Consider the following 23,818-nt stretch of genomic DNA (forward strand, 5'->3'; position numbering starts at 1 on the left):
GAATAATAGCCAAACAAGACCCGGATCACCCGTTATTTGTGCCGTGGATCAATCATCTTGAGGGCTTTACCCGCCCCGGCCCCTGCTTTAGGCTAGGGCGACTTCTCCTGAACGGAAACGTGCGCCATGTTGCAACGCCTGCTCTGTCTGATGCTCTGTCTCAGCCTGTTCCCCTTCTCCGCTGTCCAGGCCGATGATGCCATCACTCAGGTAGAGGAGCTGCTGCAAAGCGTCCCCAAGACGGATACCCCGGAAAACCAGCAACTGCGGGAGAGCTACCAGCAGGCGCTGCAATATGCCCGGGATGCCCAGCGCTACCGGGAACAGGGCAAGGCCTACCAACAGATCCTCATCGACTACCCCAAGGAGTCCGCCCGTCTCAAGGAGGGGCTGCACAACTATCAGCCCCAGTCCCGCCCGTCCCTCTCCTCCCTCAAGGAGGATGCCCTGCGCCAGGCCATCAGCCTGAGCAGCAACCGCCAGCTCAACCTGCGCAAGGAGCGTCAGGCTGTGACCGACAGCCTCAACCAGCTGGAGAGCACGGGCCAGGAGTATCACCTGCGGGTCGACGAGTTGCGCAAGCAGTTGCTCCAGACCCGCTCCCTGCTCGATCGCCTGAGCTTCAGCAACGAGTCGGACAGGTTGCAGGAGGCCCAGCAACTGGCCACCCGACTCAAAGAGCAGAGCCTCTCCGACCGGATCCAGATGCTGGAGCTGGAGCAGCTCTCCGCCCAGCAGCGCAACGATCTGGGCAAGCTCAAGCTGCAGGAGCTCAACCTCGCCATCACCGACGAGGATGAGTGGCAGACCAGTCTGCTTGCCCAGCAGAACCAGCTGCGCCGGGACAAGACCGAGCAGGCCCTGGCCGAGAGTGAACGCCTGCGCCGCCAGCTCACCTCTGACCTCCCCCTCTTGCAGGAGCAACAGCAGCAAAACCAGGCCCTCTCCCTCCAACTGGGGGCCCTCGAGGACCAGATTGAACGGGTGCAGGACGAGCAGCGGGGGGTGGACACCTCCCTCTCCGGGCTCAACGAGCTGGTCAATTCGGTGCGCGAACAGCTGGAGTGGTTGCAGATAAGCAACGCCTACGGCGAGAACCTGCGCAGCAAGCTGGCCGATCTGCCCGCCTACTTCCCGCTGGAGCGGCTGGAGTCCGCCATCGTCAAGGCGCGTATGGCCAAATACCAGTACGAGACCGAGCAGGATGCCCTGAAGGATCCGGTCCAGCTGCGCAACAGCCTGCTCAGTGGAGACGGCATCACCCTGGACAGGGCCCAGCGCGCCGTGCTGGACAACCTGCTCAAGGCGAGGCGGCAACTGCTGACCCGGCTCAACGATGCCTCCGACACCCTCATTCAGGAGCAGACCCGCCTCAAGCTGCTCTACAGCCGTCAGAACAGCAAGATCGACGAGATCCGCGAACTCAGCGCCAGCCATCTGTTCTGGATGCCGGACGTGCGCCCCCTGAGCCCGGCGGTGCTGCTCGGCGTCCCGGCCGCCCTCGGCCTTGCCTTCAACCCGGCCAACTGGCTGCAACTGCCCAGGGCCATCGCCGAGAACAACCCCCTGAGCCTGACCCTGGCTGGCCTCGGGCTGCTGGGGCTGGCCTGGTGCTGGCTGAAACTGGCCCGCCACCTCATTCAATACAGCCAGTACATTGCCCCGCGCATCGGCAAGGTAACCCAGGACAAGTTCAGCCTCACCAGCCGGTTGCTGGTGCGCTCCGTGCTCGCCGCCCTGCCGCTGCCCGCCATGGTGCTCATGGTGCACGGCCTGCTGGACGGCGCCTGGCAATATCCCTTCGCGGTGGCGGTGGCCCGGGGCCTGGGTGAAATCTGGTTCCTGCTGCTGGCCCTGCTGGTGGCGCGCCACCTCACCCTGGAGAAGGGGATCCTCATCCTCCACTTCCGCTGGCAGAAGGAGCGGGTGCAGCGAGTATGGGGACAATTTCGTACCTTGCTGCTGGTGCTGATCCCGAGCTTCTTCGTGCAGGGCATGGCGAGCAGCTATCAGGAGCACGCCTTCTACGACTCCCTGGGACGCCTCGCCTTCATCATCGGGGCCCTCTGGCTGCTGCTCTTCTTTGCCCGCCTCAACCGGGAAAAACTGCCCCTCACCTGGGGTCAGGCAGACATGACCAAGCCCCATCTGCTGCACCACTTCATCTGGAACAGCCTGATGCTGGCCCCGCTGCTGGCGGTGCTGGGCGCCCTGTTCGGCTACTTCTACACCTCCCGCACCCTGCTGCGCCAGCTGGAGCTGAGCCTGCTGGCGGGGCTCGGCTGCCTGCTCGTCTACTATCTGGCCCACCGCTGGATGCTGATCCAGCGCCGCCGACTCGCCTTCGATCGCGCCAAGCAGAAGCGGGCCGAGATCCTGGCGCAGCGGGAGCGGGAAGAGGACGATCTCAGCTCCGAGATCCCCGATGTGGTGGAGGAGCCCGAACTGGATCTGGATACCATCAGCGCCCAGTCCCTCGGCCTGGTGCGCACCCTGCTGATGCTGGGCTTCACCATGCTGGTGGTGGTGCAATGGTCGGATCTCAACTCGGCATTCAGCTTCCTCAGCAGCATCGAGGTGTGGCAGGTGAGCAGCAAGGTGGCCGGCATCGAGCAGCTCTCCGCCATCACCCTGCAGGATCTGATGCTGACCGTCTTCGCGTTTATCCTGACGGTGGTCACCGCCCGCAACCTGCCAGGGTTGATGGAGCTCACCCTGCTCCAGCACCTGAGCCTCTCCCCCGGCACCGGCTTCGCCCTCACCACGGTGAGCAAGTACCTGGTGCTGCTGATTGGCGCCCTCACCGGCTTCTCCATGCTCGGCATCGACTGGTCCAAGACCCAGTGGCTGGTGGCAGCACTCTCTGTGGGGCTGGGCTTCGGCTTGCAGGAGATCTTCGCCAACTTCGTCTCCGGCCTCATCATCCTGTTCGAAAAACCGATCCGCCTGGGTGACACCGTCACCATCCGGGATCTCACCGGCACCGTCACCAAGATCAAGACGCGCGCCACCACCATAGTGGACTGGGACAGGAAGGAGATCATCGTCCCCAACAAGGCCTTCATCACCGAGCAGTTCATCAACTGGTCCCTGTCCGATGCCATCACCCGGGTCCGCTTGCGCATTCGCATCGGCCTGACCCAGAATCCCAAGCAGGTACAGCAACTGCTGGAGCAGAGCGTGCGCGAATCCACCCTGGTGCTGGATACGCCCGCCCCGGAGGTGTTCCTCATCGAGTTCACCGACTCGGCCCTCATCTACGAGATCCGGCTCTACGTCAACAACATGGATCACCGGATGCCCATTACGCACGAGGTACATTCCCTGATCCTGGAGAAACTCGGCCAGGTCGGCATGCATCTGCCACATCAGCAGATCGACATCCGGATGAGCCGGGGATGAAGCCCCCAAAGACGACAACAGGAGCCATCATGCAGATCATTGCCCATCGCGGTGCCAGCGGCCTGGCTCCGGAGAATACCCTCAAGGCGATGAGCCTGGCGCTGGATCTGGGTGCCAAAGCCATCGAGCTGGACGTGCAGTGGGCCGACGGAGAGCTCTGGGTCTTCCACGACCGGCGGCTGGAGCGCTGCACCAACGGCCAGGGTGTGCTGACCGGGCAATCCCGGGAGTACCTGGCGAGCCTGGATGCGGGGGACGGGGAGCGGATCCCGACCCTGTGGCAGGTGATGGCACTGGTGGCGGGGCGCTGCGAACTGCACATCGAGCTCAAGGGCGCCCACACCGCCGAGCCGGTGGCCGCCCTGACCAGGCGGGCCGAGGCCGAGCTTGGCTTTACCCAGGCGCACTGGATCGTTTCCTCCTTTCATCATCCCGAGCTGTTACGCTTCAAAGGACTGCGACCGGAAATCAGGATCGGCGCCCTCACGGCCAGCCTGCCCCTCGACGGCGCCGCCTTTGCCGAGACGCTGGGGGCCTGGTCACTGAACTGCGACGTGGATTTCGTCGAAGAGACCCTGGTGGCGGATGCCCATCGCCGGGGGCTCAAGATCCTGGTCTACACGGTCGACGAAGTGAGTGATGGGAGCGCCCTCGCCAGCATGGGTGTCGATGGCATCTTCACCAACCGGCCAGATCGATTCAGCTGAGTATCGGCGCGGCCTGGCAGGCCACAAGGAGGTGAAAAGAATTGAAAAAATGCGGTGCACCGGGATACATAAAGTCCATAGCCAGCCGATACAGAGTTGGCTCATAACAATAACAAACACCATGGATCTCTGACTGACGCTCACAAGGATGTAAACATGAACCTATCCATCAAGAACAAGCTGGTCCTCTCCATCGGGGCCATCATTCTGGTCATCACCGGCCTGCAGGTCTGGTACAACACCTCCCAGTTGCGCAGTGAAACCCAGCGGCTGATCTGGAGCTTCATCGACGACAGCTCGGTCGCCAACGTCAAGGGGATCTCCCGCTGGCTCGACGCCCGCATCAATCTCGTCACCGCCACCAAGGAAGCCTTCGCCAAGGAAGACGAGCCCCTCAGCCACCTGGCCCAGTCCATGAATGCGGGCAACTTCGATCTCGTCTACGTGGGCACCAAGGATGGCCGGATGATCCAGAGCAAGCCGACCGATCTGCCGGCCGGCTATGATCCGCGCCAGCGCCCCTGGTACAAGGACGCCATGGCCGCCGGCAAGCTCGCCATCACGGCTCCCTATGCCGACATCACCACCGGCCAGCTCATCATCACCATCGCCGAGCCCTTCAGTCGTGGCAACACCGACGGCGTCATCGCCGGTGACGTCTCCATCGACGGTCTGGTGAAAGACGTACTCGCCATGAACTCGGAAGGCACCTATGCCATTCTGGTGGACAGCAACGGCACCATCATCGCCCACCCGGACAAGGATCTGACCCTCAAACCCGCCACCGCCATCTCCCCGGAGCTGACGGCAGCCAAGGTCAACGAGCTGGCCCATGACAACACCATCTCCGAGATGGATATCAGCGGCAAGGCAAGCGTATTCGACCTCACCGAGATCCCCAACACCAACTGGTATTTCGGCATCGTGGTGGACGAAGCGGTCGCCTACCAGTCCGTCTCCCGCATGGTCACCTCCGCCCTCATTCAGGGATTGCTGACCATCCTCATCGTGGCGGGCTTCTCCTATGTCGCCATCAACGGCTCCCTGGCGCCGCTGAAAACTTTGGGCGAGGCAATTGCCGATCTCTCCCGCGGCAACGGCGATCTCACCCGTCGCATCAAGATCGAGCGTGAAGACGAGGTCGGTACCGTCGCCAAGCACGTCAACACCTTCATCGAGCGCATCCACGTCATGGTGCAGGACATCTCCAACTCCTCCACCCAGCTCAACCAGCAGGCCAGGTCTTCCCACGACATGGCGGAGAAATCCAACCAGGGGCTGGCCCGCCAGCAAAACGAGATCTCCCAGATTGCGACCGCAGTGCACGAGATGTCCGCCACCGCCGTCGAAGTGGCCAGCAACGCCGAGCAGACCGCGGAAGCGGCCCGCAGCTCCTCCAGCAGTTGCGAGCACGGCAAGCAGGTGATCGCTCGCAACCAGCGCTCCATCACGGATCTGGCCACCCAGGTCAAGCAGGCCTCCGGCATCATCCAGGAGCTGGAGAAGAACGCCCAGGAGATCAACACCATCCTCTCCACCATTCAGGGCATCGCCGAGCAGACCAACCTGCTGGCGCTCAACGCCGCCATCGAGGCCGCCCGGGCTGGCGAGCAGGGACGCGGCTTTGCCGTGGTGGCCGACGAGGTGCGGGTGCTTTCCCAGCGCACCCACAGCTCCACCGTCGAGATCCGCAGCATGATAGAGACCCTGCAGCGCAACACCCAGGGCGCCGTCAGTACCATGCACGAGGGTCAGCTGCTGGCCCAGAACAGCGTGGAAGATGCCAACGATGCAACCCAGGCGCTGGAGCAGATCACCACCTCCATCAACCAGATCTCCGACATGGCGACCCAGATCTCCAGCGCCGCCGAGGAACAGCGTGCCGTCACCGACGAGGTGAGCCGCAACATCCAGGCGGTCAAGGATGTCTCGGACGAGCTGGCAGTGGATGCGGACAGCTCCCGCAATCTGTCGGCCCAGCTTAAAAATATTTCAGGTGAATTGAATAATCAGGTCGGCATGTTCCGCATCTGATCGACCATGGGAAGAAAGGGGCCGTTCAGGCCCCTTTTTTATAAACCCTTTTTGTTTCAACGGTTATAATCCCCTTTCGAGACCCTCAACCCTGTGATCGACATCTCCTTTTGCCCATGTGTGGGAGACGGGCCCAGTCTGTCATGGCTATATTCGCATTACTTTTTTGATGCCTAACCTCGATATGTCATCGTGATAATAGTTATCATTAAACTGTTTTGATAAAAAACTTAAAAACTTTATGGGTAATACCCAAAAAGAGAGGCATTTCTCATTTTTTTGAAAGAAAACTACGTATAATCTTGGAGTTAAAATCACCAGAGTAGCGAGTACGGCTGATCCAGATCACTGATGGATGGCGATAATGACGGCATTTTCATCCAAGGAATGGGGTGGTTGTAATAAAAATCACCGTTGCCAAGCACTAAAACAAAGCAGTTTGACTTGCATCAAGCCTGAATTTTTTTCATAGAGCAAAATCGTGCCCAGCAAATCTATCCCTAAGGAGGCAGATGTGGATATTATCAAGACCGATGTTGCCATCATCGGTGCCGGTGGCGGTGGCCTGCGTGCCGCAATCGCCATTGCAGAAGCCCACCCGGAGCTGGAAATCGCCCTGATTTCCAAGGTCTATCCGATGCGCAGCCACACAGTGGCCGCCGAAGGTGGCGCCGCAGGCGTCGTCCGTGATGACGACTCCCTGGAAAACCACTTCAACGACACCGTCTCCGGTGGTGACTGGTTGTGTGAGCAGGACGTGGTCGAGTACTTCGTCAACAACGCCACCAACGAGATGATCCAGCTGGAGCACTGGGGTTGCCCCTGGAGCCGCAAACCGGACGGCAAGGCCAACGTGCGCCGTTTCGGCGGGATGAAGATCCCCCGCACCTGGTTCGCCGCCGACAAGTCCGGCTTCCACATCCTGCACACCCTGTTCCAGACCTCCATCAAGTACCCGACCATCAAGCGCTTCGACGAGCACTTCTGTCTGGATCTCATCGTGGAAGATGGCCGTGTCCAGGGTGTCGTCACCTTTGACATCCAGAACGGCATCACCCGCTTCATCCAGGCCAAGTCCGTGGTGCTGGCCACCGGCGGCGCAGGTCGTGTCTATCGCTACAACACCAACGGTGGCATCGTCACCGGTGACGGCATGGCCCTGGCCTACCGCCACGGCGTACCGCTGCGGGACATGGAGTTCGTCCAGTATCACCCGACCGGTCTGCCGGGCACCGGCATCCTGATGACCGAAGGTTGTCGTGGTGAGGGTGGCATCCTGCTGAACAAGGATGGCTATCGCTACCTGCAAGATTACGGTCTGGGCCCGGAAACCCCGGTCGGCCAGCCAAAGAACAAGCACATGGAGCTGGGTCCGCGCGACCGTCTCTCCCAGGCCTTCTGGCAGGAGCAGCAAAAAGGCCGCGTGATTCAGGGCCCCATGGGCGACGTGGTTCACCTTGACCTGCGCCATCTTGGCGAGAAGTACCTGAAAGAGCGTCTGCCCTTCATCTGCGAACTGGCCAAGGCCTACGTGGGTGTGGATCCGGTAAAAGAGCCGATTCCGGTACGTCCGACCGCCCACTACACCATGGGTGGCATCGAAACCGACGGCAAGTGCGCCACTCGTCTGGCCGGTCTCTATGCCGCTGGCGAATGTGCCTCCGTCGGTCTGCACGGCGCCAACCGTCTGGGTTCCAACTCCCTGTCCGAGATCGTGGTCTTCGGCAAGGTGGCCGGTGAGCAGGCAGCCGAGTTTGCCGCCACCCAGCAACACGGCAACACCCAGGCGCTGGTCGCCAAGGCCGAGGCGCTCATCAAGCAGCACCTCTCCCTGCTGGACATCGACGGCACCGAAAACCCGGCGGATATCCGCAACGAACTGGGCATGTCCATGGAAGCCGGTGTCGGTATCTACCGTACCGAAGAGCTGATGCAGGGCACCATCGACAAGATCAACGAGCTGAAAGCCCGTTACAAGAAGATCAAGATCAACGACAAGTCCTCGGTCTTCAACACCGACCTGCTGTACGCCATCGAGCTGGGCTACATGCTGGACGTGGCGGAAGCCATGGCGCACTCCGCCATCAACCGCAAAGAGTCCCGCGGTTCCCACCAGCGTCTGGACGGTTACGAGGAGCGCGATGACGTCAACTTCCTCAAGCACACTCTCTCCTTCTACAACGGCGAAGGGGCCCCGACCATCGACTATTCCGATGTGAAGATCACTAAATCCCAACCGGCCAAGCGCGTGTACGGTTCCGAGGGTGAGAAACAAGACGAGGCTAAGAAGAATGGCTGAGATGATCGAAATTGAAATCCTGCGCTACCGTCCCGAGCAGGATAACGAGCCCTGGATGCAGACCTTCCAGGTGCCCTACCTCAAAGAGATGTCCCTGCTGGATGCGCTGCAATACATCAAGGATCATCTGGACTCCACCTTGAGCTTCCGCTGGTCCTGCCGGATGGCGATCTGCGGCTCCTGCGGCATGATGGTCAACGGCATTCCGAAACTCGGTTGCAAGACCTTCCTGCGCGACTACCTGCCTGGCAAGATGACTATCGAACCGCTCAACAACTTCCCCATCGAGCGCGATCTGGTGGTCGACATGTCCGACTTCATCGAGAAGCTGGAGAGCATCAAGCCCTACATCATCCCGTCTGAGCCGCGCAGCCTGTGCGATGGCGAGTACACCCAGACGCCGGCTGACATGGCGAAGTATCACCAGTTCTCCATGTGCATCAACTGCGGTCTGTGCTACGCGGCCTGCCCGCAATATGGCATCAACAAGAAGTTCACCGGTCCGGCAGCACTGGCGCTGGCCTATCGCTACAACGCCGACAACCGCGACAGCGCGTCCAGGGAGCGGATGAAGATCATCAGCCAGGACGAAGGCGTCTGGGGCTGTACCTTCGTGGGCTACTGCTCCGAAGTGTGCCCGAAAGGCGTGGATCCGGCCGCCGCCATCCAGCTTGGCAAGGTCGAGAGCGCCAAGGACTACATGATCGCCATGTTCAAGCCGGATTGAGACCAGGAGTGAGACCATGAACAACACCCAAAGCAAACGTAAGCCTTACGTGCGCGAGATGAAGAAAGACTGGTGGCTGAAGAATGCCTTCTACACCGGTTACATGATCCGCGAAGGCACCAGCATCTTCGTCTCCATCTACGCCGTCGTGCTGATGTGGGGTCTGCTGCGCCTGGTACAGGGTCAGGAGGCATTCAACGGCTGGCTGGAATCCCTGCAAAGCCCCATTGCCATCCTGTTCCACGTCATCGCCCTGGCTGCCTGCCTGTTCCATGCCAAGACCTGGTTCGCCCTGGCTCCGAAAGCCATGCGCATCTTCCGTGGCGAAGACCTGGTGCCGGAGAAGCCGATCGTCATCGCCCAGTATGTGGCGCTGGCGGCGGTATCCCTGCTTGTCCTGATCATCGTGGCCTGAGGAGAAAACCATAAGACGTTCTGACGAACCCGGTTATTGGTGTCTGTTTGGTACCGGGCTCTCACTCAGAAACGTTGGCCACGATCACTCAATCATGATTTGAGGAAAAAATATGAGACGTTCTGACGAGCCAATTTACTGGGGTCTGTTTGGTGCGGGTGGCATGGTGGTTGCCATGCTGCTGCCGGTCATTGTCCTCATCACAGGTCTGCTGGTGCCCATGGGCATCATGGACGTGGAGACCATGAGCTACGAGCGCGTGCTGGCATTCGCCAGCTCCTGGTGGGGTGCCTGCATCCTGCTGGTGATCATCGCCCTGCCCGTCTGGCACGGCATGCACCGCATCTACCACGGCCTGCATGATCTGGGGATCCACACCACCAAGCTGCACCACTATGTGTTCTATGGCTTCGCCTTCCTGGTGTCCGCCATCACCGTCGGCCTGCTGATGGTGCTGGTGCTCCAGTAAGCACATCCTGACTGCATGACAAACCGGGCCCAGTGCCCGGTTTTTTTATTTGCGGTTTAATTCTGGCCTTCATCCACGTAGTTCCAGTGCGTGAATCTCTATAGTATTGACGGAGGTCTTAACATAGCCGACGCCAGGCTTACCAAGAATGGCCACCAGTAACCGACAAACCAATGCTTCCATTTGCAGTAGGGTGTTTTCCTGTTCTGCTGAGCGCAGGTTACCGTCGTAACTAGCAAATCCCAACGGCCCATCAAAGAATATGGCTTCGTGGAAAGTGTCATTACGGGCGACCGATAGCGATGAGGGCTCTGTTTTGCTGTTCTTAGCCCAATCAGGTACTGGCATACCAAATTTTTCACACATCCATTGAACACGTCCAGCATGAGAAATCTGGAGTTTTTTCGCTTCTTTGACTTCAACTAGCCTGAAACAAGCATCCAGTGCCATGTACAGGTACTGAAATCGCTCAAAAGAGAGATTCTGTGGATACTGCGCCAAAAACAAGGCATGGATGACAGCAGTCACCCGCTTAGGCGCACGAGCATCACCACGCTCCGATTCCAGATAGTCCAGCGCCAATTCGATGACATCGGCGATAGTGCTGCGACTCAGGATAAAATCAACGAGCTTTCCCGGCTGGATGGGGGTTGCATCGAGAAAGCCAGCCTCTGTTGTAGTTAGTCTCATACCGGTGAAAAAGGATAAGCACCACACCACAAAATCGAGTTCCTCTCTGTTTCTGCGCTCTGGAAGCGTCAGAACATGGGTTTTGGGAAGCCCAAAAACACGAACGTTATAAGGCATTGAACGAACATGTCCGCTCATGAATTCTCTATATTGCTGCGCCCCCGGATAGATCCAACCTTTGAGGACATTCGGGTCCCCTGATACGAGCGCCACAATGCGTTCATGTTCGGGAAGTGTTCTGATTGAGAATCTATCGGTCTCAATATCACAAAACTCTGGGTAGTAACCGAACTCTGCTGAAAGCCCGCAAAGTGCGGTATTAAGTCGTTGTCCTGTCACCATCCTAATATCTCTCACGATTTGAGCTTGTCGTTGTACGCTAACCAATTAGCGTACCAACACTTGAACAAGTACTTATTAATCCCCGTAAGTTTGACTACAGAGGCGACGATATCTCCTGCCACAGGGCCAGCAAGGGCGCAGGAATGGCGCCGTAGCGCAGGGTCGGTGTCTGGTGCCACTGCGCCAGCTTCTGGATGGCCTTGCCCAGATCCTGGGCCAGGGTCCGGGTCACCCTGACCCCGTCTTCCAGATAGAGGCTCTTGACCTCGAACACTCCCTCCTTGCGATGGGCCTTGGCGTCCATCCTGCCCACCAGCTTGCCGCGATGCAGCAACGGCAGCACGAAATAACCGTACTGGCGCTTGGGGGCCGGGGTATAGCACTCGATGCGATAGTCAAAGCCAAACAACTCGCTGGCCCGCTTGCGATCCCACACCAGCGGGTCAAAGGGCGAGAGCACGGCAGTGTGGCTCGCCTTGAGGGAGCCCGCCTGGGCCCGGACCAGTTCATCGGCCAGGGAGGCGTGAACGAAGGCTCCGTGCTGCCACCCCTCCACTCGTACCGGCAACAGCTCCCCCTCGTCCGCCAGCTGGTGGAGCAGGGCGTCGTATTTCCCCCGTTTAAGGCGATAGTAATCCGCCACCCAGCCGGTCTTGACCAGCCCCAGCGCCCGGCAACTGGCTCGCACCATGTCCCGCCGGGCGAGATCAGGACTCGGCAGATCCCGCTCGTCATTCCACTCCGGCATGACCCGCTCGGCGAGATCGTAGACCCGCTGGAAATTGCGCCGTTCGCGCACCATCAGCTGGCCTGCGGTAAACAGCACCTCCAGGTGGCGCTTTTCGGGCTTCCAGTCCCACCAGCCGTTGCCCTTGTCCCCCTTGCGCTCGAAGTCTGCCGCCCGCACCGGGCCATCCTGGCGTATGCGCTCCACTATCTGCGCTATCTCGCCGCCGTGGGTCTTGAGCCACTGGGCGGAGAACTTCCAGCCCATGGCGGCGGGATCCAGCATGCGATGGCGCAGCAGCCGGTAATCTTCCCGGGGGACGAAACAGGCCTCGTGGGCCCAGTATTCGAAGAGGTCACCATCGGCCAGCAGTTGTTCCAGCCAGCGCGGATCGTAGTGGCCGAGACGGCTGAACAGCACCAGATAGGGGCTGCGGGCCACCACGGAGATGGTGTCTATCTGCAGCAACGCCATGCGGCGAATGCAGGCGAGCAGGTCGGCGGGGGTTGCTCTGGCGCGGCGCGGGGTCAGCAGCCCCTGGGCCGCCAGTTGCAGGTGGCGAGCGTCTTGCAATGAGAGGTGGGGGATCGACATGGAGATAGGGGCATCCGTTCCTGGGTATCAGGCCACCAGCATGCCCAACTCATGGCCAAATGAAAACGCCCGGCTCAGGGTTTGGTGAACACCGCCACATCGGCATGAGGAAACTCGACCTCTGCCTGCCAGCGGACAGCCAGGGCACGGAACGAGGCCTCGGCGAAGAAGACGATATGGGTGGGATCGTGGCGATAGCGCCAGGTCTTGAAGCGCTCGTCCCCCAGCACCCGCTGGGTCTGCAACACCAGCACCCCGCCGGGCTTGAGACAGCCCCAGAGCGTGTCCAGCACGGCGCGGGGGGTGGCGATGTGCTCTATCACCTCGGTGCTGGTGATGAAGTCGTATTGCCTTGTCAGGCACTCTGGGTCGTCGGCATAGAACTTGTCGTAGCCCGCCATCTCGAAGCCCGCCTCCCGCCCCATGGCGATGAGGGCAGGCCCGGGGCCGCAGCCAAAATCGAGGCCGCTGGCAGGAGGCGACACCCGGGCCAGCACCTCGCCAAAGGCACGCATCAGAAAGGTCCGGTAGCGGGGATCGTCCACCCGGTTGTCGTGCCCGTCATAGACCGCCTTCTCGGCCCCCTCGTCCAGGTGGTCCGCCTCGTCCATCCAGACCAGCTCGCACGTCAGGCAGCGGTAATAGCCCTTGCCCGCCACCGGCAGAGCATGGTGCCGAGGGGAGAGACACAGGGGACAGTGAACAGGGGATGACATGGCAGCTCCTCGGGTGGCGACAGCGGGGCAGATTGCCTGCCACGCCCGCTGCTGGCAACTGTTTTGTCTGGTGCCCCCATCGCCCCCCGTTCACCCCCCGTCAGTTTTTTTCGTCTTTTTTTGCGCCTTAAGGGTTTCTTAAGTTTGCCCTTTTACTCTCATCCCATCGCAAGAGAAGGAGCCAACCATGACCATCGAGATCCAAGCCCCCTACCGGTTGATCCTGGCCGAATCCCCGCAGCAGGTCATGGCGCTGCAAACCTATATCCAGGCCGCCTACACCCTCGAGTTCAACGCCCGCATTCCCCATTTCCTGCCCTGCCTGCTCGGGCTCTACCGGGCAGATGGCGTGCTGGTCGGTGCCTGCGGCCTTAACCAGGCCTGCCATGGCGAGCACGAGCAACCGCTCTATCTGGAGCAATATCTGGAGCAGCCTGTCGAGGCCGCCATCGAGACCCGTCTCGGGGTACGTCCGGCCCGCCACCGCATCATCGAAGTGGGCAATCTTGCTTGCAGCGAACCGGGTCACGCCCGCCTGATGTTTGCCGCGCTGTGTCGTCTGCTGTGTGACAACGCCCTGGACTACGTGGTGTTCACCGGTACCGCCAAGCTGCGCAACAGCTTTACCCGCCTGCGTCTCAACCCGGTGGAGCTGGCCCCCGCCCAGGCCCATCAGGTGGGAGAGGATGCCAGTGCCTGGGGCGAATACTACCGCTGCCAGCCCAAGGTGATGGCAGGCGACATCAACCAGGGGCGCGAGGTGCTCGCACAGAGCAGCCTGCTGCTCAACCTGCTGGGGCCCATGCCCCGCCTTTTTAACCATGCCGACATCGACAGGAGGTGCGCGCAATGACGCTGTTCGACACCATCGCCCACCATGCCAGCCAGACCCCGCACCAGCCTGCGCTGCTAGGCAGCCAGAGTGAGCTGGATTACCAGAGCCTGTGGCAGCAGATCCAGCAACTGGCTGGAGTGCTGCAAGGGGCCGGCATCCGCCGCCTGGCCCTGCAACTCGACAACGGCCTGCCCTGGGCACTGATCGATCTCGCCTGCACCTGGGCCGGCATCGTGGTCATCCCGGTTCCCCACTTCTTCAGTCCGGCGCAGCAGACGTGGCTGCTGGAAAGCAGCGGAGCAGACGCCCTGGTCGGCCCGGAGCACCAGGGGTGGCAGGCCGCCTCGCCCCTCGTGCTCATGGCAGGCAGGCCCGATGAGCAGGCCGTGCCCCTGTGGCGCCGCATCCCGGCCCGCCTCCCCGAGCTGCCGGCGGGCACCGCCAAGATCACCTATACCTCGGGCACCACGGGGCAACCCAAGGGCGTCTGCCTGTCGCTGGAACAGATGACGGCGGTCTGCGGATCCCTTGCCCTGCGGGTGGCCCCTGCCCGGGTTGAGAAACACCTGACCCTGCTGCCCCTCACCACCTTGCTGGAGAACCTGACCGGCTTGTATGTACCGCTGCTGACCGGCGCCTGCAGCCGCATCCCTTCCCTGGGGGAACTCGGCTTCTCGGGCTCCAGCAAGCTGGATCCTGCGGCCCTGGCCCATGCACTGCTGCGCTGGCCCAGCCACAGCCTGGTGCTGGTACCCGAGTTGCTGCGCCTGCTGCTGGCCCTGTGCCTCAATACCCCTGCCCTGGCGACACAGCTCGGCACTCTGCGCTTCGTCGCCGTGGGCGGCGGCAAGGTCGCCCCCGAACTCATCGCTCACGCCCGTGCGGCGGGGCTGCCGGTCTACGAGGGATACGGTCTCTCAGAATGCGGCTCCGTGGTCGCCCTGAACGGCCCCCACGGGGATCGTCCCGGCAGCGTCGGCCTGCCCCTGCCCCACTGCCAGGTGACGATCGCCGCAGACGGCGAAGTCATGGTCAGCGGCAGCGCCATGCTGGGCTACCTGGGGGAAGAGGGCGAGACGGGCAGTCAGATCGCCACAGGCACCTCTTCCTTAACACAGATCGCCACAGGGGATCTGGGTCGGCTCGACGAGGAGGGCTATCTCCATATCACGGGGCGCAAGAAGAACGTGCAGATCACCGCCTTTGGTCGCAACTTCTCCCCGGAGTGGGTGGAAGCCCAGGCCCAGCTCTGCCCGGCCATCGCCCGCATCGTCATCTTCGGTGACGGTCAGCCCGCCAACGTGGCCCTTATCCAGCCGCTGCCGGGCAGCCAGTCCCAATTGCCAGAGCAGATTGCCCGGCTCAACCAGCAGTTGCCCGATTACGCCCGCATCCATCACTGGTTGCCGGTCGCCCTGGATCAGCTCCCCGGCCTGCTGACGGCCAACGGGCGCCCCCGTCGCAACGAGATTTATCACCATTTTTCCCGGCAGATCAGCCAATGCCTCACAGGAGAGACCTCATGAGCTTCTACCAGACCCTGCAACAAGCCACCGCCTGCGAGCGCGAACGCCTGTTCAACGCCCCCATCATCGAGGCCTGCCGCCGCGGCGACATCAGCCGTGACACCTACCTCGCCTTCCTGGCACAGGCCTACTACCACGTGCGCCACACGGTGCCGCTCCTGATGGCCACCGGCGGCAAGCTGGGGCAGGAGTACGAATGGGTGCGTGGCGCCATCAGGGAGTACATCGACGAGGAGTACGGCCATCAGGAGTGGATCCTGAACGACATCCGTGCCTGCGGCGGTGATGCCGAGGCGGTGCGCCACGGCCAGCCGGGCCTGCCCATCGAGCTGATGGTGGCCTTCCTCTACGACCAGATCCAGCGCGGCAACCCCATGGGCTTCTTCGGCATGGTGCAGGTGCTGGAAGGCACCAGCGTCGCCATCGCCCTGACCGTCGCCGACCAGCTCAAGAGCTGTCTGGGTCTGCCGCCCCAGGCCATGAGCTACCTGAGCTCCCACGGGGCCCTGGACCAGGAGCACCTCAAGTTCTTCGAATCCCTGATGAACCGGGTGGAAGATGCCGCCGATCAGGCCGCCATCATTCACGCCGCCAAGGTGGTCTACCGCCTCTATGGCGACATGCTCTATCAGCTCACGGGATCATGCCAATGAAGCTTGAAGGCAAACGCATACTGCTGACTGGCGCCAGTGGCGGCATTGGTGAAGCCCTGGCCCATGAACTGGCGGCCCAGGGTGCCCATCTGCTGCTGCACGGTCGTCGGGCCAGCGCCCTGGAGCGCCTGCGCCGGGAGCTGCCTCATCCGGATCGCCACCAGACGGTGACGGCCGATCTCGGCTCTCCCCATGAGCGGGCGCAGCTGCTGCAACACCCGGCCCTGGACGAGGGGCTGGACGTGCTCATCAACAGTGCGGGCTGCAACCAGTTCGCCTGGCTGGAAGATCAGAGCAGCGAGCAGGTGACACGCCAGTTGCTGCTCAACGTCGAGGCGCCCATCCAGCTCACCCGGGCCCTGCTGCCCCGGCTGCGCAAGCCCGCCATCATCATGAACATCGGCTCCAGCCTCGGGGCCATCGGTTTTGCCGGCTACAGCGTCTATTGCGCCAGCAAGTTCGCCATGCGCGGCTTCAGCGAGTCCCTGGGGCGGGAGCTGGAGGGAACCGGCATCAAGGTGCTGCACTTTGCCCCCCGCGCCACCCGCACCCACCTCAACTCCGAGGCGGCCTATGCCATGAATGCCGAGCTCGGCACCCGGACCGACAGCCCACAGGACGTGGCCGAGGAGGCCGTCATCGCCCTGTGCAACGAGACACGCCGCCGCTGGCTCGGCTGGCCGGAAAAGCTCTTTGTGCGGCTCAACGGCCTGCTGCCCGCCTTGGTGGACATGGCCCTGGCCAAGCAGCGCCCGATCATCGAGCGCCACGCCCGCCGCACCGCCTCCCCTGCCCCCGATCACAGGAGCGATCCCGCCTGTGCGACAAACGAGAAGGAACATTGAGATGAAGCACACCACTTTCCGTCCCCGATTTGGTCACGGCCCCCTGTTGCTCGTCCTGGGAGGCCTGCTGGCAAGCGGTCTGGCACAGGCCGCCGATGCCCTGCCCACCATTCAGCAGGAGTGGGCCCACTGCCAGTACCAGCAGACCGGCAACGCCAAGGAGAGCTGCCTGGAGAGCCTGAGTGCCAAGGCCGATGAGGCGAGCGCCAAGGAGGCATTTCGCACCGATCTGCTGATCTGGTCCGCCATCGTCAAGAGCACCTGGGCGGGGGCCAAGGGCGGCCTCGGCGCCCTTGGTCTGGTGAAGGAGGCCAAGGCCAAGCTCGAGATCGCCATCAAGCAGGATCCCAAGGCGCTGGAAGGCTCGGCCTACACCAGCCTGGGCTCCCTCTACTACCAGGTACCGGGCTGGCCGGTGGGCTTTGGTGACGACGAGAAGGCGGAGAAGCTGCTCAAGCAGGCGCTGGCCATCAATCCCACCGGCATCGACCCCAACTTCTTCTACGGCGACTTCCTGCTGGATCAGGGTGACAAGGCACAGGCGAAGGTCTATCTGGACAAGGCCCTGGCCGCCCCGGCGCGCCCTGGCCGCGAGGTGGCGGACGAGGGCCGCAGAATGGAAATTCGCGAGCGTCTCGCCAAGCTGTAAACACAAGCAGCACAGTGTGCTATTTCAACTCTGCCCACCAGCTTGCATACTGGTGGGCAGTGTCGTTTGAGGGAGAGAACAATGCGGATCCTGTTGGTGGAAGATGATGTGATGCTGGGAGACGGCATGGTGGATGCCCTGCGCAGCAGCGGCTACACGGTGGACTGGCTCCAGCAGGGGATGCCGGCCCTCTCGGCACTCAAGAGCGAGGAGTTTGCCGCCCTTGTCCTGGATCTCAACCTGCCGGACATCGACGGCATCAGCCTGCTGCGCAAGTTGCGCCGGGAGGGGCAGACCCTGCCCGTGCTCATCCTGACCGCCCGTGATGCCCTGGACGACCGGGTACTGGGGCTGGATGCAGGCTCCGACGACTACATGGTCAAACCCTTCGCCCTGCAGGAGCTCAACGCCCGGCTGCGCGCCCTGGTGCGGCGCAGCAAGGGGCAGGCCCAGGCGGTGCTGGAGTACGGGGAGCTGCAGCTCTTCCCCGCGTCACAACAGGTCACCTATCGGGGCGAGCCGGTCAAGCTCACCCCCCATGAGTACAAGCTGTTGCAGGAGCTCATCACCCAGAGCGGCCGGGTATTGAGCCGGGATCAACTGCAACAGAGCCTCTACGGCTGGGACGAGGGGGCAGAGAGCAACGCGGTGGAGGTGCACATTCACCACCTGCGCAAGAAATTCTTCCCCGAGCTCATCCGCAACATTCGCGGCGTCGGTTACATCGTGCCCCAGCTCGACGTCCAGGGCGCAAGAGGAGCCTCCGCCCCATGAGCCGTGTCCGTTCCATCCGCCGTTTCCTGCTCTCCGGCATCCTGGCCCTGGTCAGCCTCAGCCTCGCCATCAGCGGCCTTATCGGCTACCTGCAGGCCAACCACGAGATGGAAGAGCTGTTTGATGCCCGTCTCGCCCAGTCCGCCCGCATCACCAACCAGTTGCTCAGCCGCTATCTCAAGCAGAGCGGCGAGCTGCCGCGCAACGGCACCGTGTACCAGGAGTGGGTGCAGGCCGTCCCCGAGACGCCCCACATCGAGAAGGGCGGCTTCTTCCAGTTCGGTCAGGACAACGAGTTCACCCCCTATGGCCATGAATTCGAACACAACCTCTACTTCCAGTTGCTGAGCGAGCAGGGCGCCGTGCTGCTGCGCTCGCCCAATGCCCCGGCCCAACCGTTGACCACCCTGGAGCGGGGCTTCAACAGCGAGACCAAGGATCACCACGAGTGGCGCACCTTTACCCTCTACAACGAAGGTGAACAGACCTGGCTCATCGTGGCGGAGCGGGATGACGAACGCAGCGAGCTGGCCAGCAAGATGGCCACCCTCACCATGCTGCCCCTCTTCATCACCCTGCCCTTCCTGCTCGGTCTGCTGTGGTGGCTGATCACCCGGGGACTGTCACCGCTGCACCAGCTGGCGCAAGCCATCGGCGAGCGTCATCCCGCCAACCTGAGCCCCCTCAATCTCGCCATCAAGGCCGAGGAACTGACGCCGCTGGTGGGGGAGATCAACCGGCTGATGCACGCCCTCGCTGACACCCTGGATCGGGAGAAACAGTTCACCAACGAGGCAGCCCACGAGCTGCGCACGCCCCTCGCGGTGCTGCGCATCCACAGCGAGAACGCCATGACGGCCGAGGATGATCAGAGCCGGGAGCAGGCCCTGCGCAAGATGCTCTTGGCCCTCGATCGCAGCGATCGGCTGATCCGCCAGTTGCTGACCCAGGCCCGCATCGACAACCAGCAGAGCCCGGCCCTCACCGCCCTTCCCTTGTTCCCCTTGTTGCAGGGCACCCTGGCGACCCTGGCCCCCATCGCCCTGAAAAAGGATCAGCAGCTGTCCCTGGAGGGCGCCGAACAGGTGCAGGTAATGGGACAGGCGATGTTGCTGGAGCTGATGTTCGGCAACCTCATCGACAATGCGCTGCGCTACACCCAGGTGGGCGGCGAGGTCGCCGTGGTGGTGAGCCAGGTGGGCAACCGGATCCGGGTGGATGTGCGGGACAACGGCCCCGGCATCCCCACCGCCGCCCTCTCCCGGTTGTGCGAGCGCTTCTTCCGGGTCAATCCCCAGCAGGGGGATGGCGTGGGCCTTGGCATGGCCATCGTCTCGCGCATCGCCCAGCTTCACGGAGCGGATCTCGACATCCACAATCGGCCTGAAGGGGGGCTCGAAGTGAGCGTGCTGCTGCCCGCCTCGCGCCAGGCATGACGGGTCAGCCTTTGCGCACGCCATGAAAAACGGGGGCCAGGCCCCCGTTTTTCATGGCACCACCACCCTAGTCGCAGGTGGGCTGTACCGTGAAGGTCCGGCTCGAATCCACCGGTCCCAGCTCCGCCAGCAGACGGCGCCCCAGCAGCACCGGGTAGATCATCTTGCTGCGATCCCGCAGGGTGAACCACTCCTTGTAGACCTGGTCCCCGACGCAGACGGACATGGTCACCGTCGGGCGCTCCTCCATGCCGCCCGCCCCGCGCACCGTCACGCTGCGCTCCACCGGCCGCTCCACGCTCCGGCGCACCACCTTGTCGGTATTGGCATCGGTCAGCACCAGGTTGAAGCGCACCCAGGGCTTGCCATCCTTCTTGAAATGCTTCAGGTCGCGGGCATCCAGCGACGAAGTGAGGGCACCGGTATCGAGCTTCATCTTGACCGCCACCCCGTAGGGCATCAGCACCCCCTTCTCGATCCAGCCATAGCTGGTCTGGGCCGCCATCGCGCTGCCGCACAGCGCCCACATCATGGCTGCCGCCACCATTCTCTTGCCCATCTTGCTCTCTCGCCTTGTCAGTCTTGCGCCCAGATGTATCACAGCCAACTGCCGGGTCAACCGGATTCTGGCGCGCAGGGGAGCAGGCTCTGGACGCGGTGCCAACAGGCGACAATCCATGCCGGGCACGGCGCGTGAGTGGGGAATGCAGCAGGAAAACGAGGGGAGAACAGGGTGCTGGATGACGCTGGCGGCCATCCTCAGGTTGTGACGCCAAAGGCTACCACAGCGGTGTGTGAATTATCAGTCTTGTTCTGACGGGATTTTTGCCTACACTGCTGTAAACCGGAGGGCCTGAAAACCACCGGTTTTTTTGCGCCTGCCGAAAAGTTGCCACTGCAAAGTGACCTCTCACACAAGGCTCAATAAGGAATTCGCAATGCGTATCGAAGAAGACTTGAAGCTCGGTTTCAAGGATGTCCTGTTTCGCCCCAAGCGCTCTACTCTCAAGAGCCGTTCCCAAGTCAGCCTGACCCGCCAGTTCACCTTCAAGCACACCCAGACCCGATGGCAGGGCGTGCCCGTCATCGCCGCCAACATGGATACCGTCGGCAGCTTCGCCATGGCGCGTACCCTGGCCAGCTTCGAGATGATGACGGCGGTGCACAAGCACTACAGCCTTGCGCAGTGGCAAACCTTCGTCAATGAGACCGACCCGGCCCTGCTGGGCCACGTAATGGTCTCCACCGGCACCTCGGAGGAGGACTTCACCAAGACCCGCCAGATCCTCGCGATGTCCAGCGCCCTGCGCTTCATCTGCGTGGACGTGGCCAACGGTTACTCTCAGCACTTCGTCGAGTTTCTGCGCAAGATCCGCGAGGCCTGCCCGAACCACATCATCCTCGCTGGCAACGTGGTGACCGGCGAGATGGTGGAGGAGCTGATCCTCTCCGGCGCCGACATCGTCAAGGTGGGCATAGGCCCGGGCTCGGTCTGCACCACCCGGGTCAAGACCGGGGTCGGCTACCCGCAGCTCTCCGCCATCATCGAGTGTGCCGATGCGGCCCACGGCCTGGGTGGCCAGATCGTCGGTGACGGCGGCTGCACCTGCCCGGGGGATGTGGCCAAGGCATTTGGCGGCGGCGCCGACTTCGTGATGCTGGGGGGCATGCTGGCCGCTCACGAAGAGTGCGGCGGTGAAATCGTCGAGGTCGATGGCGAGCCCTTCATGAAGTTCTACGGCATGAGCTCGGCCAGCGCCATGGACAAGCACGCCGGCGGTGTCGCCGAGTATCGCGCCTCCGAAGGCAAAACCGTGCTGCTGCCCTACCGCGGCCCGGTGGAGAACACGGTGCGCGACATCCTGGGCGGGGTGCGATCCACCTGCACCTATGTGGGGGCCAGCCAGTTGAAAGAGCTCACCAAACGCACCACCTTCATCCGGGTGCGCGAGCAGGAGAACAACGTCTACGGCAAGGAGTAAGTTCCTCCTTCGGCCCCGAGCCGACCGTTAGAAGCCAGCCAACCGGTGTGCTACCCTGCGCACCGGTTTTTTTGCATCTGGGACCCTGCGCCATGACAAGCCCTCTCCCCCCCTTCGACTGGGACATCTTCTGCTGCGTCGTCGACAACTTCGGTGACATCGGCGTCACCTGGCGGCTCGCCCGCCAGCTCAAACAGGAAAGCGCGCTCCCGGCGCAGAAGAGTGAGGTGCAGGTGCAGGTGCGGCTCTGGGTGGACGATCTGGTTAGCTTCGCCCGCATCTGCCCGGCGCTCGACCCCGCACAGGACGGTCAGTGGGTCGATGGCATCTATGTCCAGCACTGGCACGAGCGCCTCCCCGCCGACATGACCCCGGCCAGGGTGGTCATCGAGGCGTTTGCCTGCGAGCTGCCCGCCCCCTTTATCGAACGCATGGCCGAGCAGACCACGCCCCCCTGCTGGATCAACCTCGAATACCTCTCGGCCGAGAGCTGGGTCGAGGATTGCCATGGCCTCGCCTCGCCCCAGCAGGTCGGCAGCCAGCGCCTCGACAAGTACTTCTTCTTCCCGGGTTTCACGCAGAAAACGGGCGGCCTCTTGTGCGAGCGAGGCCTCATCGTCGAGCGCGAGCGCTGGCAACAGGATGTTGCGGGACTGGCCGCCTACTGGGCCAGCCTCGGCCTGCCACCCCAACGAGAAGACGAGCTGCGGGTCAGCCTCTTTACCTACGAGAGCGAGGCGCTCAGGAGCCTGGCCGAGGGCTGGCGCCAGAGCGTCACCCCCGTCACCCTGCTGCTGCCGCTGGGGCGCTCCCTCGACGACGTGCTCATCGGCGCAGGGCTGGCAGAGGCCATTCCCGGTGCCCGGGCCGGAGATCTGCTCCAGGCGGGCAACCTCACCGTCAAGCTGCTGCCGATGACCGATCAGAGGGGCTACGATCGCCTGCTGTGGAGCTGCGATCTCAACCTGGTGCGCGGGGAGGACTCCTTCGTGCGGGCCCAGTGGGCGGGGCGCCCCTTCCTCTGGCATATCTACCAGCAGGAAGAGGATGCCCACATGGTCAAGCTGGACGGTTTTCTCGACCACTACCTCTCCCCCTTGCCAGCGCCGGCCGGTCAGTGGCTGCGCCGCTTCAACCATGCCCTCAACCGGGGGGAGCATACGGGTGAACTCTGGGCACAATGGCCGCAATACGCGGCCATATGGCAGCAACATGGGCGCACCTGGCCACAGAGGCTGCTGGCGGACGGGGATCTCGTCACGAGGTTGGTGAAATTTTTAGAAAGCCGTATATAATCTGGCAGTTTTTATCCGTCCGTTTCACGAACAGGAATTTTTTACATGAAAACCGCACAGGAAATCCGCGCTGGTAACGTAGTCATGATCGGCACCGAGCCGATGGTGGTCCAGAAGGCTGAATTCAACAAATCCGGCCGTAACTCCGCCGTGGTCAAGATGAAGCTGAAGGGTCTGCTGAACGGCAGCGCCACCGAGACCGTCTTCAAGGCCGACGACAAGCTGGAAGTCGTTCAGCTGGAGCGTAAAGAGTGCACCTACTCCTACTACTCCGACCCGCTGTATGTCTTCATGGACACCGAGTACAACCAGTACGACGTCGAGAAAGACAACCTGGGTGATGCCCTGAACTACCTGGTAGACGGCATGGAAGACCTCTGCGAAGTGACTTTCTACAACGAGAAAGCCATCTCCGTAGAACTGCCGACCACCATCGTGCGTGAAGTCGAGTACACCGAGCCGGCCGCCCGTGGCGACACCTCCGGTAAAGTGACCAAGCCTGCCCGCCTGAAGGGCACCTCCTACGAGCTGGCCGTTGCCGCCTTCGTGGAGATCGGTGACAAGATCGAAATCGACACCCGTACCGGTGAATTCAAGCGTCGCGTCAACTAAGTTGACCCCTTGATGTGATTGCAAAAAAAGCGAGCCAAGGCTCGCTTTTTTATTGGCTGGCACCTCACGGCCGGCCTGATGAGAAGCCG

General features: G+C 62.2%; 21 protein-coding genes. 17 read left to right on the forward strand and 4 right to left on the reverse strand.

Going from position 1 to position 23,818, the window contains the following annotated elements; all coding sequences use genetic code 11:
• Nucleotides 1–126: 126 nt before the first annotated feature.
• The 7 genes from mscM (at nucleotide 127) to frdD (ending at nucleotide 10,053) form a co-directional block, all read left to right on the forward strand.
• Nucleotides 127–3,402 carry a miniconductance mechanosensitive channel MscM gene (gene mscM, locus ACB037_RS02905; RefSeq protein ID WP_043156368.1) on the forward strand — a complete coding sequence of 1,092 codons (3,276 nt, stop codon included), beginning with the start codon at nucleotides 127–129 and terminating at the stop codon, nucleotides 3,400–3,402.
• A gap of 29 nt (nucleotides 3,403–3,431) precedes the next feature.
• The gene (locus ACB037_RS02910; protein WP_109111952.1) at nucleotides 3,432–4,109 is read left to right on the forward strand and encodes a glycerophosphodiester phosphodiesterase; all 678 of its coding nucleotides are present in this window, start codon (nucleotides 3,432–3,434) and stop codon (nucleotides 4,107–4,109) included.
• 156 nt (nucleotides 4,110–4,265) lie between these two features.
• The gene (locus ACB037_RS02915) at nucleotides 4,266–6,143 is read left to right on the forward strand and encodes a methyl-accepting chemotaxis protein (RefSeq protein WP_010673807.1); all 1,878 of its coding nucleotides are present in this window, start codon (nucleotides 4,266–4,268) and stop codon (nucleotides 6,141–6,143) included.
• A gap of 514 nt (nucleotides 6,144–6,657) precedes the next feature.
• Nucleotides 6,658–8,442, forward strand: coding sequence for a fumarate reductase (quinol) flavoprotein subunit (frdA, locus tag ACB037_RS02920; RefSeq protein WP_010673806.1), 1,785 nt, complete (start codon nucleotides 6,658–6,660; stop codon nucleotides 8,440–8,442).
• Nucleotides 8,435–9,169: a succinate dehydrogenase/fumarate reductase iron-sulfur subunit gene (locus tag ACB037_RS02925; protein ID WP_042065016.1), complete on the forward strand. Its 735-nt coding sequence runs from the start codon at nucleotides 8,435–8,437 to the stop codon at nucleotides 9,167–9,169. Before frdA ends, ACB037_RS02925 begins: the two co-directional genes overlap by 8 nt.
• 16 nt (nucleotides 9,170–9,185) lie before the next feature.
• Nucleotides 9,186–9,584 (forward strand): fumarate reductase, encoded by a 399-nt coding sequence (locus ACB037_RS02930; RefSeq protein WP_049636550.1) that lies wholly within the window; start codon nucleotides 9,186–9,188, stop codon nucleotides 9,582–9,584.
• A gap of 112 nt (nucleotides 9,585–9,696) precedes the next feature.
• A complete protein-coding gene (gene frdD, locus ACB037_RS02935) occupies nucleotides 9,697–10,053 on the forward strand; it encodes a fumarate reductase subunit FrdD (RefSeq protein ID WP_010673803.1) in 357 nt (118 codons plus the stop codon).
• Between the two features lie 69 nt (nucleotides 10,054–10,122).
• On the opposite strand, the gene ACB037_RS02940 is transcribed toward frdD, so the two are convergent.
• The 3 genes from ACB037_RS02940 to ACB037_RS02950 form a co-directional block, all read right to left on the reverse strand.
• Nucleotides 10,123–11,085: a hypothetical protein gene (locus ACB037_RS02940; protein ID WP_201955593.1), complete on the reverse strand. Its 963-nt coding sequence runs from the start codon at nucleotides 11,083–11,085 to the stop codon at nucleotides 10,123–10,125.
• Between the two features lie 94 nt (nucleotides 11,086–11,179).
• Nucleotides 11,180–12,406: a winged helix-turn-helix domain-containing protein gene (locus ACB037_RS02945; RefSeq protein WP_371174858.1), complete on the reverse strand. Its 1,227-nt coding sequence runs from the start codon at nucleotides 12,404–12,406 to the stop codon at nucleotides 11,180–11,182.
• A 74-nt stretch (nucleotides 12,407–12,480) separates the two neighbouring features.
• Nucleotides 12,481–13,122, reverse strand: a complete 642-nt coding sequence (locus ACB037_RS02950; protein ID WP_319859098.1) for a class I SAM-dependent methyltransferase — start codon at nucleotides 13,120–13,122, stop codon at nucleotides 12,481–12,483.
• A gap of 187 nt (nucleotides 13,123–13,309) precedes the next feature.
• Here ACB037_RS02950 and ACB037_RS02955 point away from each other — a divergent pair, with 187 nt between their 5' ends.
• From ACB037_RS02955 to ACB037_RS02985, 7 genes are all read left to right on the forward strand, one after another.
• Nucleotides 13,310–13,975 carry a thermostable hemolysin gene (locus ACB037_RS02955; RefSeq protein ID WP_042014526.1) on the forward strand — a complete coding sequence of 222 codons (666 nt, stop codon included), beginning with the start codon at nucleotides 13,310–13,312 and terminating at the stop codon, nucleotides 13,973–13,975.
• On the forward strand, nucleotides 13,972–15,483 hold the full coding sequence (locus ACB037_RS02960; RefSeq protein WP_124245117.1) for an AMP-binding protein: 1,512 nt from the start codon (nucleotides 13,972–13,974) through the stop codon (nucleotides 15,481–15,483). The genes ACB037_RS02955 and ACB037_RS02960 overlap by 4 nt, the downstream gene beginning before the upstream one ends.
• Nucleotides 15,480–16,136 carry a TenA family transcriptional regulator gene (locus tag ACB037_RS02965; protein WP_371174859.1) on the forward strand — a complete coding sequence of 219 codons (657 nt, stop codon included), beginning with the start codon at nucleotides 15,480–15,482 and terminating at the stop codon, nucleotides 16,134–16,136. The genes ACB037_RS02960 and ACB037_RS02965 overlap by 4 nt, the downstream gene beginning before the upstream one ends.
• Nucleotides 16,133–16,981 carry an SDR family oxidoreductase gene (locus tag ACB037_RS02970; RefSeq protein ID WP_039039562.1) on the forward strand — a complete coding sequence of 283 codons (849 nt, stop codon included), beginning with the start codon at nucleotides 16,133–16,135 and terminating at the stop codon, nucleotides 16,979–16,981. Before ACB037_RS02965 ends, ACB037_RS02970 begins: the two co-directional genes overlap by 4 nt.
• Before the next feature lies 1 nt (nucleotide 16,982).
• A complete protein-coding gene (locus ACB037_RS02975; RefSeq protein ID WP_045525602.1) occupies nucleotides 16,983–17,630 on the forward strand; it encodes a tetratricopeptide repeat protein in 648 nt (215 codons plus the stop codon).
• An 81-nt stretch (nucleotides 17,631–17,711) separates the two neighbouring features.
• Nucleotides 17,712–18,404: a response regulator gene (locus ACB037_RS02980; RefSeq protein WP_041215642.1), complete on the forward strand. Its 693-nt coding sequence runs from the start codon at nucleotides 17,712–17,714 to the stop codon at nucleotides 18,402–18,404.
• Nucleotides 18,401–19,840 carry an ATP-binding protein gene (locus tag ACB037_RS02985; RefSeq protein ID WP_045525604.1) on the forward strand — a complete coding sequence of 480 codons (1,440 nt, stop codon included), beginning with the start codon at nucleotides 18,401–18,403 and terminating at the stop codon, nucleotides 19,838–19,840. The genes ACB037_RS02980 and ACB037_RS02985 overlap by 4 nt, the downstream gene beginning before the upstream one ends.
• A gap of 67 nt (nucleotides 19,841–19,907) precedes the next feature.
• Here the strand turns inward: ACB037_RS02985 and ACB037_RS02990 are convergent, their stop codons facing one another.
• Nucleotides 19,908–20,369: an ATP-dependent zinc protease gene (locus ACB037_RS02990; RefSeq protein WP_370736837.1), complete on the reverse strand. Its 462-nt coding sequence runs from the start codon at nucleotides 20,367–20,369 to the stop codon at nucleotides 19,908–19,910.
• Nucleotides 20,370–20,778: 409 nt separating this feature from the next.
• On the opposite strand from ACB037_RS02990, the gene ACB037_RS02995 reads away from it, so the two are divergent.
• The 3 genes from ACB037_RS02995 (at nucleotide 20,779) to efp (ending at nucleotide 23,729) form a co-directional block, all read left to right on the forward strand.
• Nucleotides 20,779–21,822, forward strand: coding sequence for a GMP reductase (locus ACB037_RS02995; protein WP_045525606.1), 1,044 nt, complete (start codon nucleotides 20,779–20,781; stop codon nucleotides 21,820–21,822).
• Between the two features lie 92 nt (nucleotides 21,823–21,914).
• A complete protein-coding gene (gene earP / locus ACB037_RS03000; RefSeq protein ID WP_045525607.1) occupies nucleotides 21,915–23,117 on the forward strand; it encodes an elongation factor P maturation arginine rhamnosyltransferase EarP in 1,203 nt (400 codons plus the stop codon).
• 45 nt (nucleotides 23,118–23,162) lie between these two features.
• Nucleotides 23,163–23,729: an elongation factor P gene (efp, locus tag ACB037_RS03005; protein WP_010673788.1), complete on the forward strand. Its 567-nt coding sequence runs from the start codon at nucleotides 23,163–23,165 to the stop codon at nucleotides 23,727–23,729.
• Nucleotides 23,730–23,818: the final 89 nt, after the last annotated feature.

The organism is Aeromonas sp. S19(2024) (assembly GCF_041402625.1).
Classification (GTDB): domain Bacteria; phylum Pseudomonadota; class Gammaproteobacteria; order Enterobacterales; family Aeromonadaceae; genus Aeromonas; species Aeromonas caviae.

Excerpts from the sequence above, each read along its gene's own strand:
- ACB037_RS02965 (WP_371174859.1), top strand. The coding sequence starts at position 15,480 with ATGAGCTTCTACCAGACCCTGCAACAAGCCACCGCCTGCGAGCGCGAA.
- mscM (WP_043156368.1), top strand. The coding sequence starts at position 127 with ATGTTGCAACGCCTGCTCTGTCTGATGCTCTGTCTCAGCCTGTTCCCC.
- ACB037_RS02975 (WP_045525602.1), top strand. The coding sequence starts at position 16,983 with ATGAAGCACACCACTTTCCGTCCCCGATTTGGTCACGGCCCCCTGTTG.
- ACB037_RS02945 (WP_371174858.1), bottom strand. The coding sequence starts at position 12,406 with ATGTCGATCCCCCACCTCTCATTGCAAGACGCTCGCCACCTGCAACTG.
- ACB037_RS02940 (WP_201955593.1), bottom strand. The coding sequence starts at position 11,085 with ATGGTGACAGGACAACGACTTAATACCGCACTTTGCGGGCTTTCAGCA.
- ACB037_RS02970 (WP_039039562.1), top strand. The coding sequence starts at position 16,133 with ATGAAGCTTGAAGGCAAACGCATACTGCTGACTGGCGCCAGTGGCGGC.
- ACB037_RS02910 (WP_109111952.1), top strand. The coding sequence starts at position 3,432 with ATGCAGATCATTGCCCATCGCGGTGCCAGCGGCCTGGCTCCGGAGAAT.
- ACB037_RS02985 (WP_045525604.1), top strand. The coding sequence starts at position 18,401 with ATGAGCCGTGTCCGTTCCATCCGCCGTTTCCTGCTCTCCGGCATCCTG.
- ACB037_RS02960 (WP_124245117.1), top strand. The coding sequence starts at position 13,972 with ATGACGCTGTTCGACACCATCGCCCACCATGCCAGCCAGACCCCGCAC.
- ACB037_RS02995 (WP_045525606.1), top strand. The coding sequence starts at position 20,779 with ATGCGTATCGAAGAAGACTTGAAGCTCGGTTTCAAGGATGTCCTGTTT.
- earP (WP_045525607.1), top strand. The coding sequence starts at position 21,915 with ATGACAAGCCCTCTCCCCCCCTTCGACTGGGACATCTTCTGCTGCGTC.
- frdD (WP_010673803.1), top strand. The coding sequence starts at position 9,697 with ATGAGACGTTCTGACGAGCCAATTTACTGGGGTCTGTTTGGTGCGGGT.
- ACB037_RS02915 (WP_010673807.1), top strand. The coding sequence starts at position 4,266 with ATGAACCTATCCATCAAGAACAAGCTGGTCCTCTCCATCGGGGCCATC.
- ACB037_RS02990 (WP_370736837.1), bottom strand. The coding sequence starts at position 20,369 with ATGTGGGCGCTGTGCGGCAGCGCGATGGCGGCCCAGACCAGCTATGGC.
- ACB037_RS02950 (WP_319859098.1), bottom strand. The coding sequence starts at position 13,122 with ATGTCATCCCCTGTTCACTGTCCCCTGTGTCTCTCCCCTCGGCACCAT.
- ACB037_RS02925 (WP_042065016.1), top strand. The coding sequence starts at position 8,435 with ATGGCTGAGATGATCGAAATTGAAATCCTGCGCTACCGTCCCGAGCAG.
- ACB037_RS02955 (WP_042014526.1), top strand. The coding sequence starts at position 13,310 with ATGACCATCGAGATCCAAGCCCCCTACCGGTTGATCCTGGCCGAATCC.
- efp (WP_010673788.1), top strand. The coding sequence starts at position 23,163 with ATGAAAACCGCACAGGAAATCCGCGCTGGTAACGTAGTCATGATCGGC.
- ACB037_RS02930 (WP_049636550.1), top strand. The coding sequence starts at position 9,186 with ATGAACAACACCCAAAGCAAACGTAAGCCTTACGTGCGCGAGATGAAG.
- ACB037_RS02980 (WP_041215642.1), top strand. The coding sequence starts at position 17,712 with ATGCGGATCCTGTTGGTGGAAGATGATGTGATGCTGGGAGACGGCATG.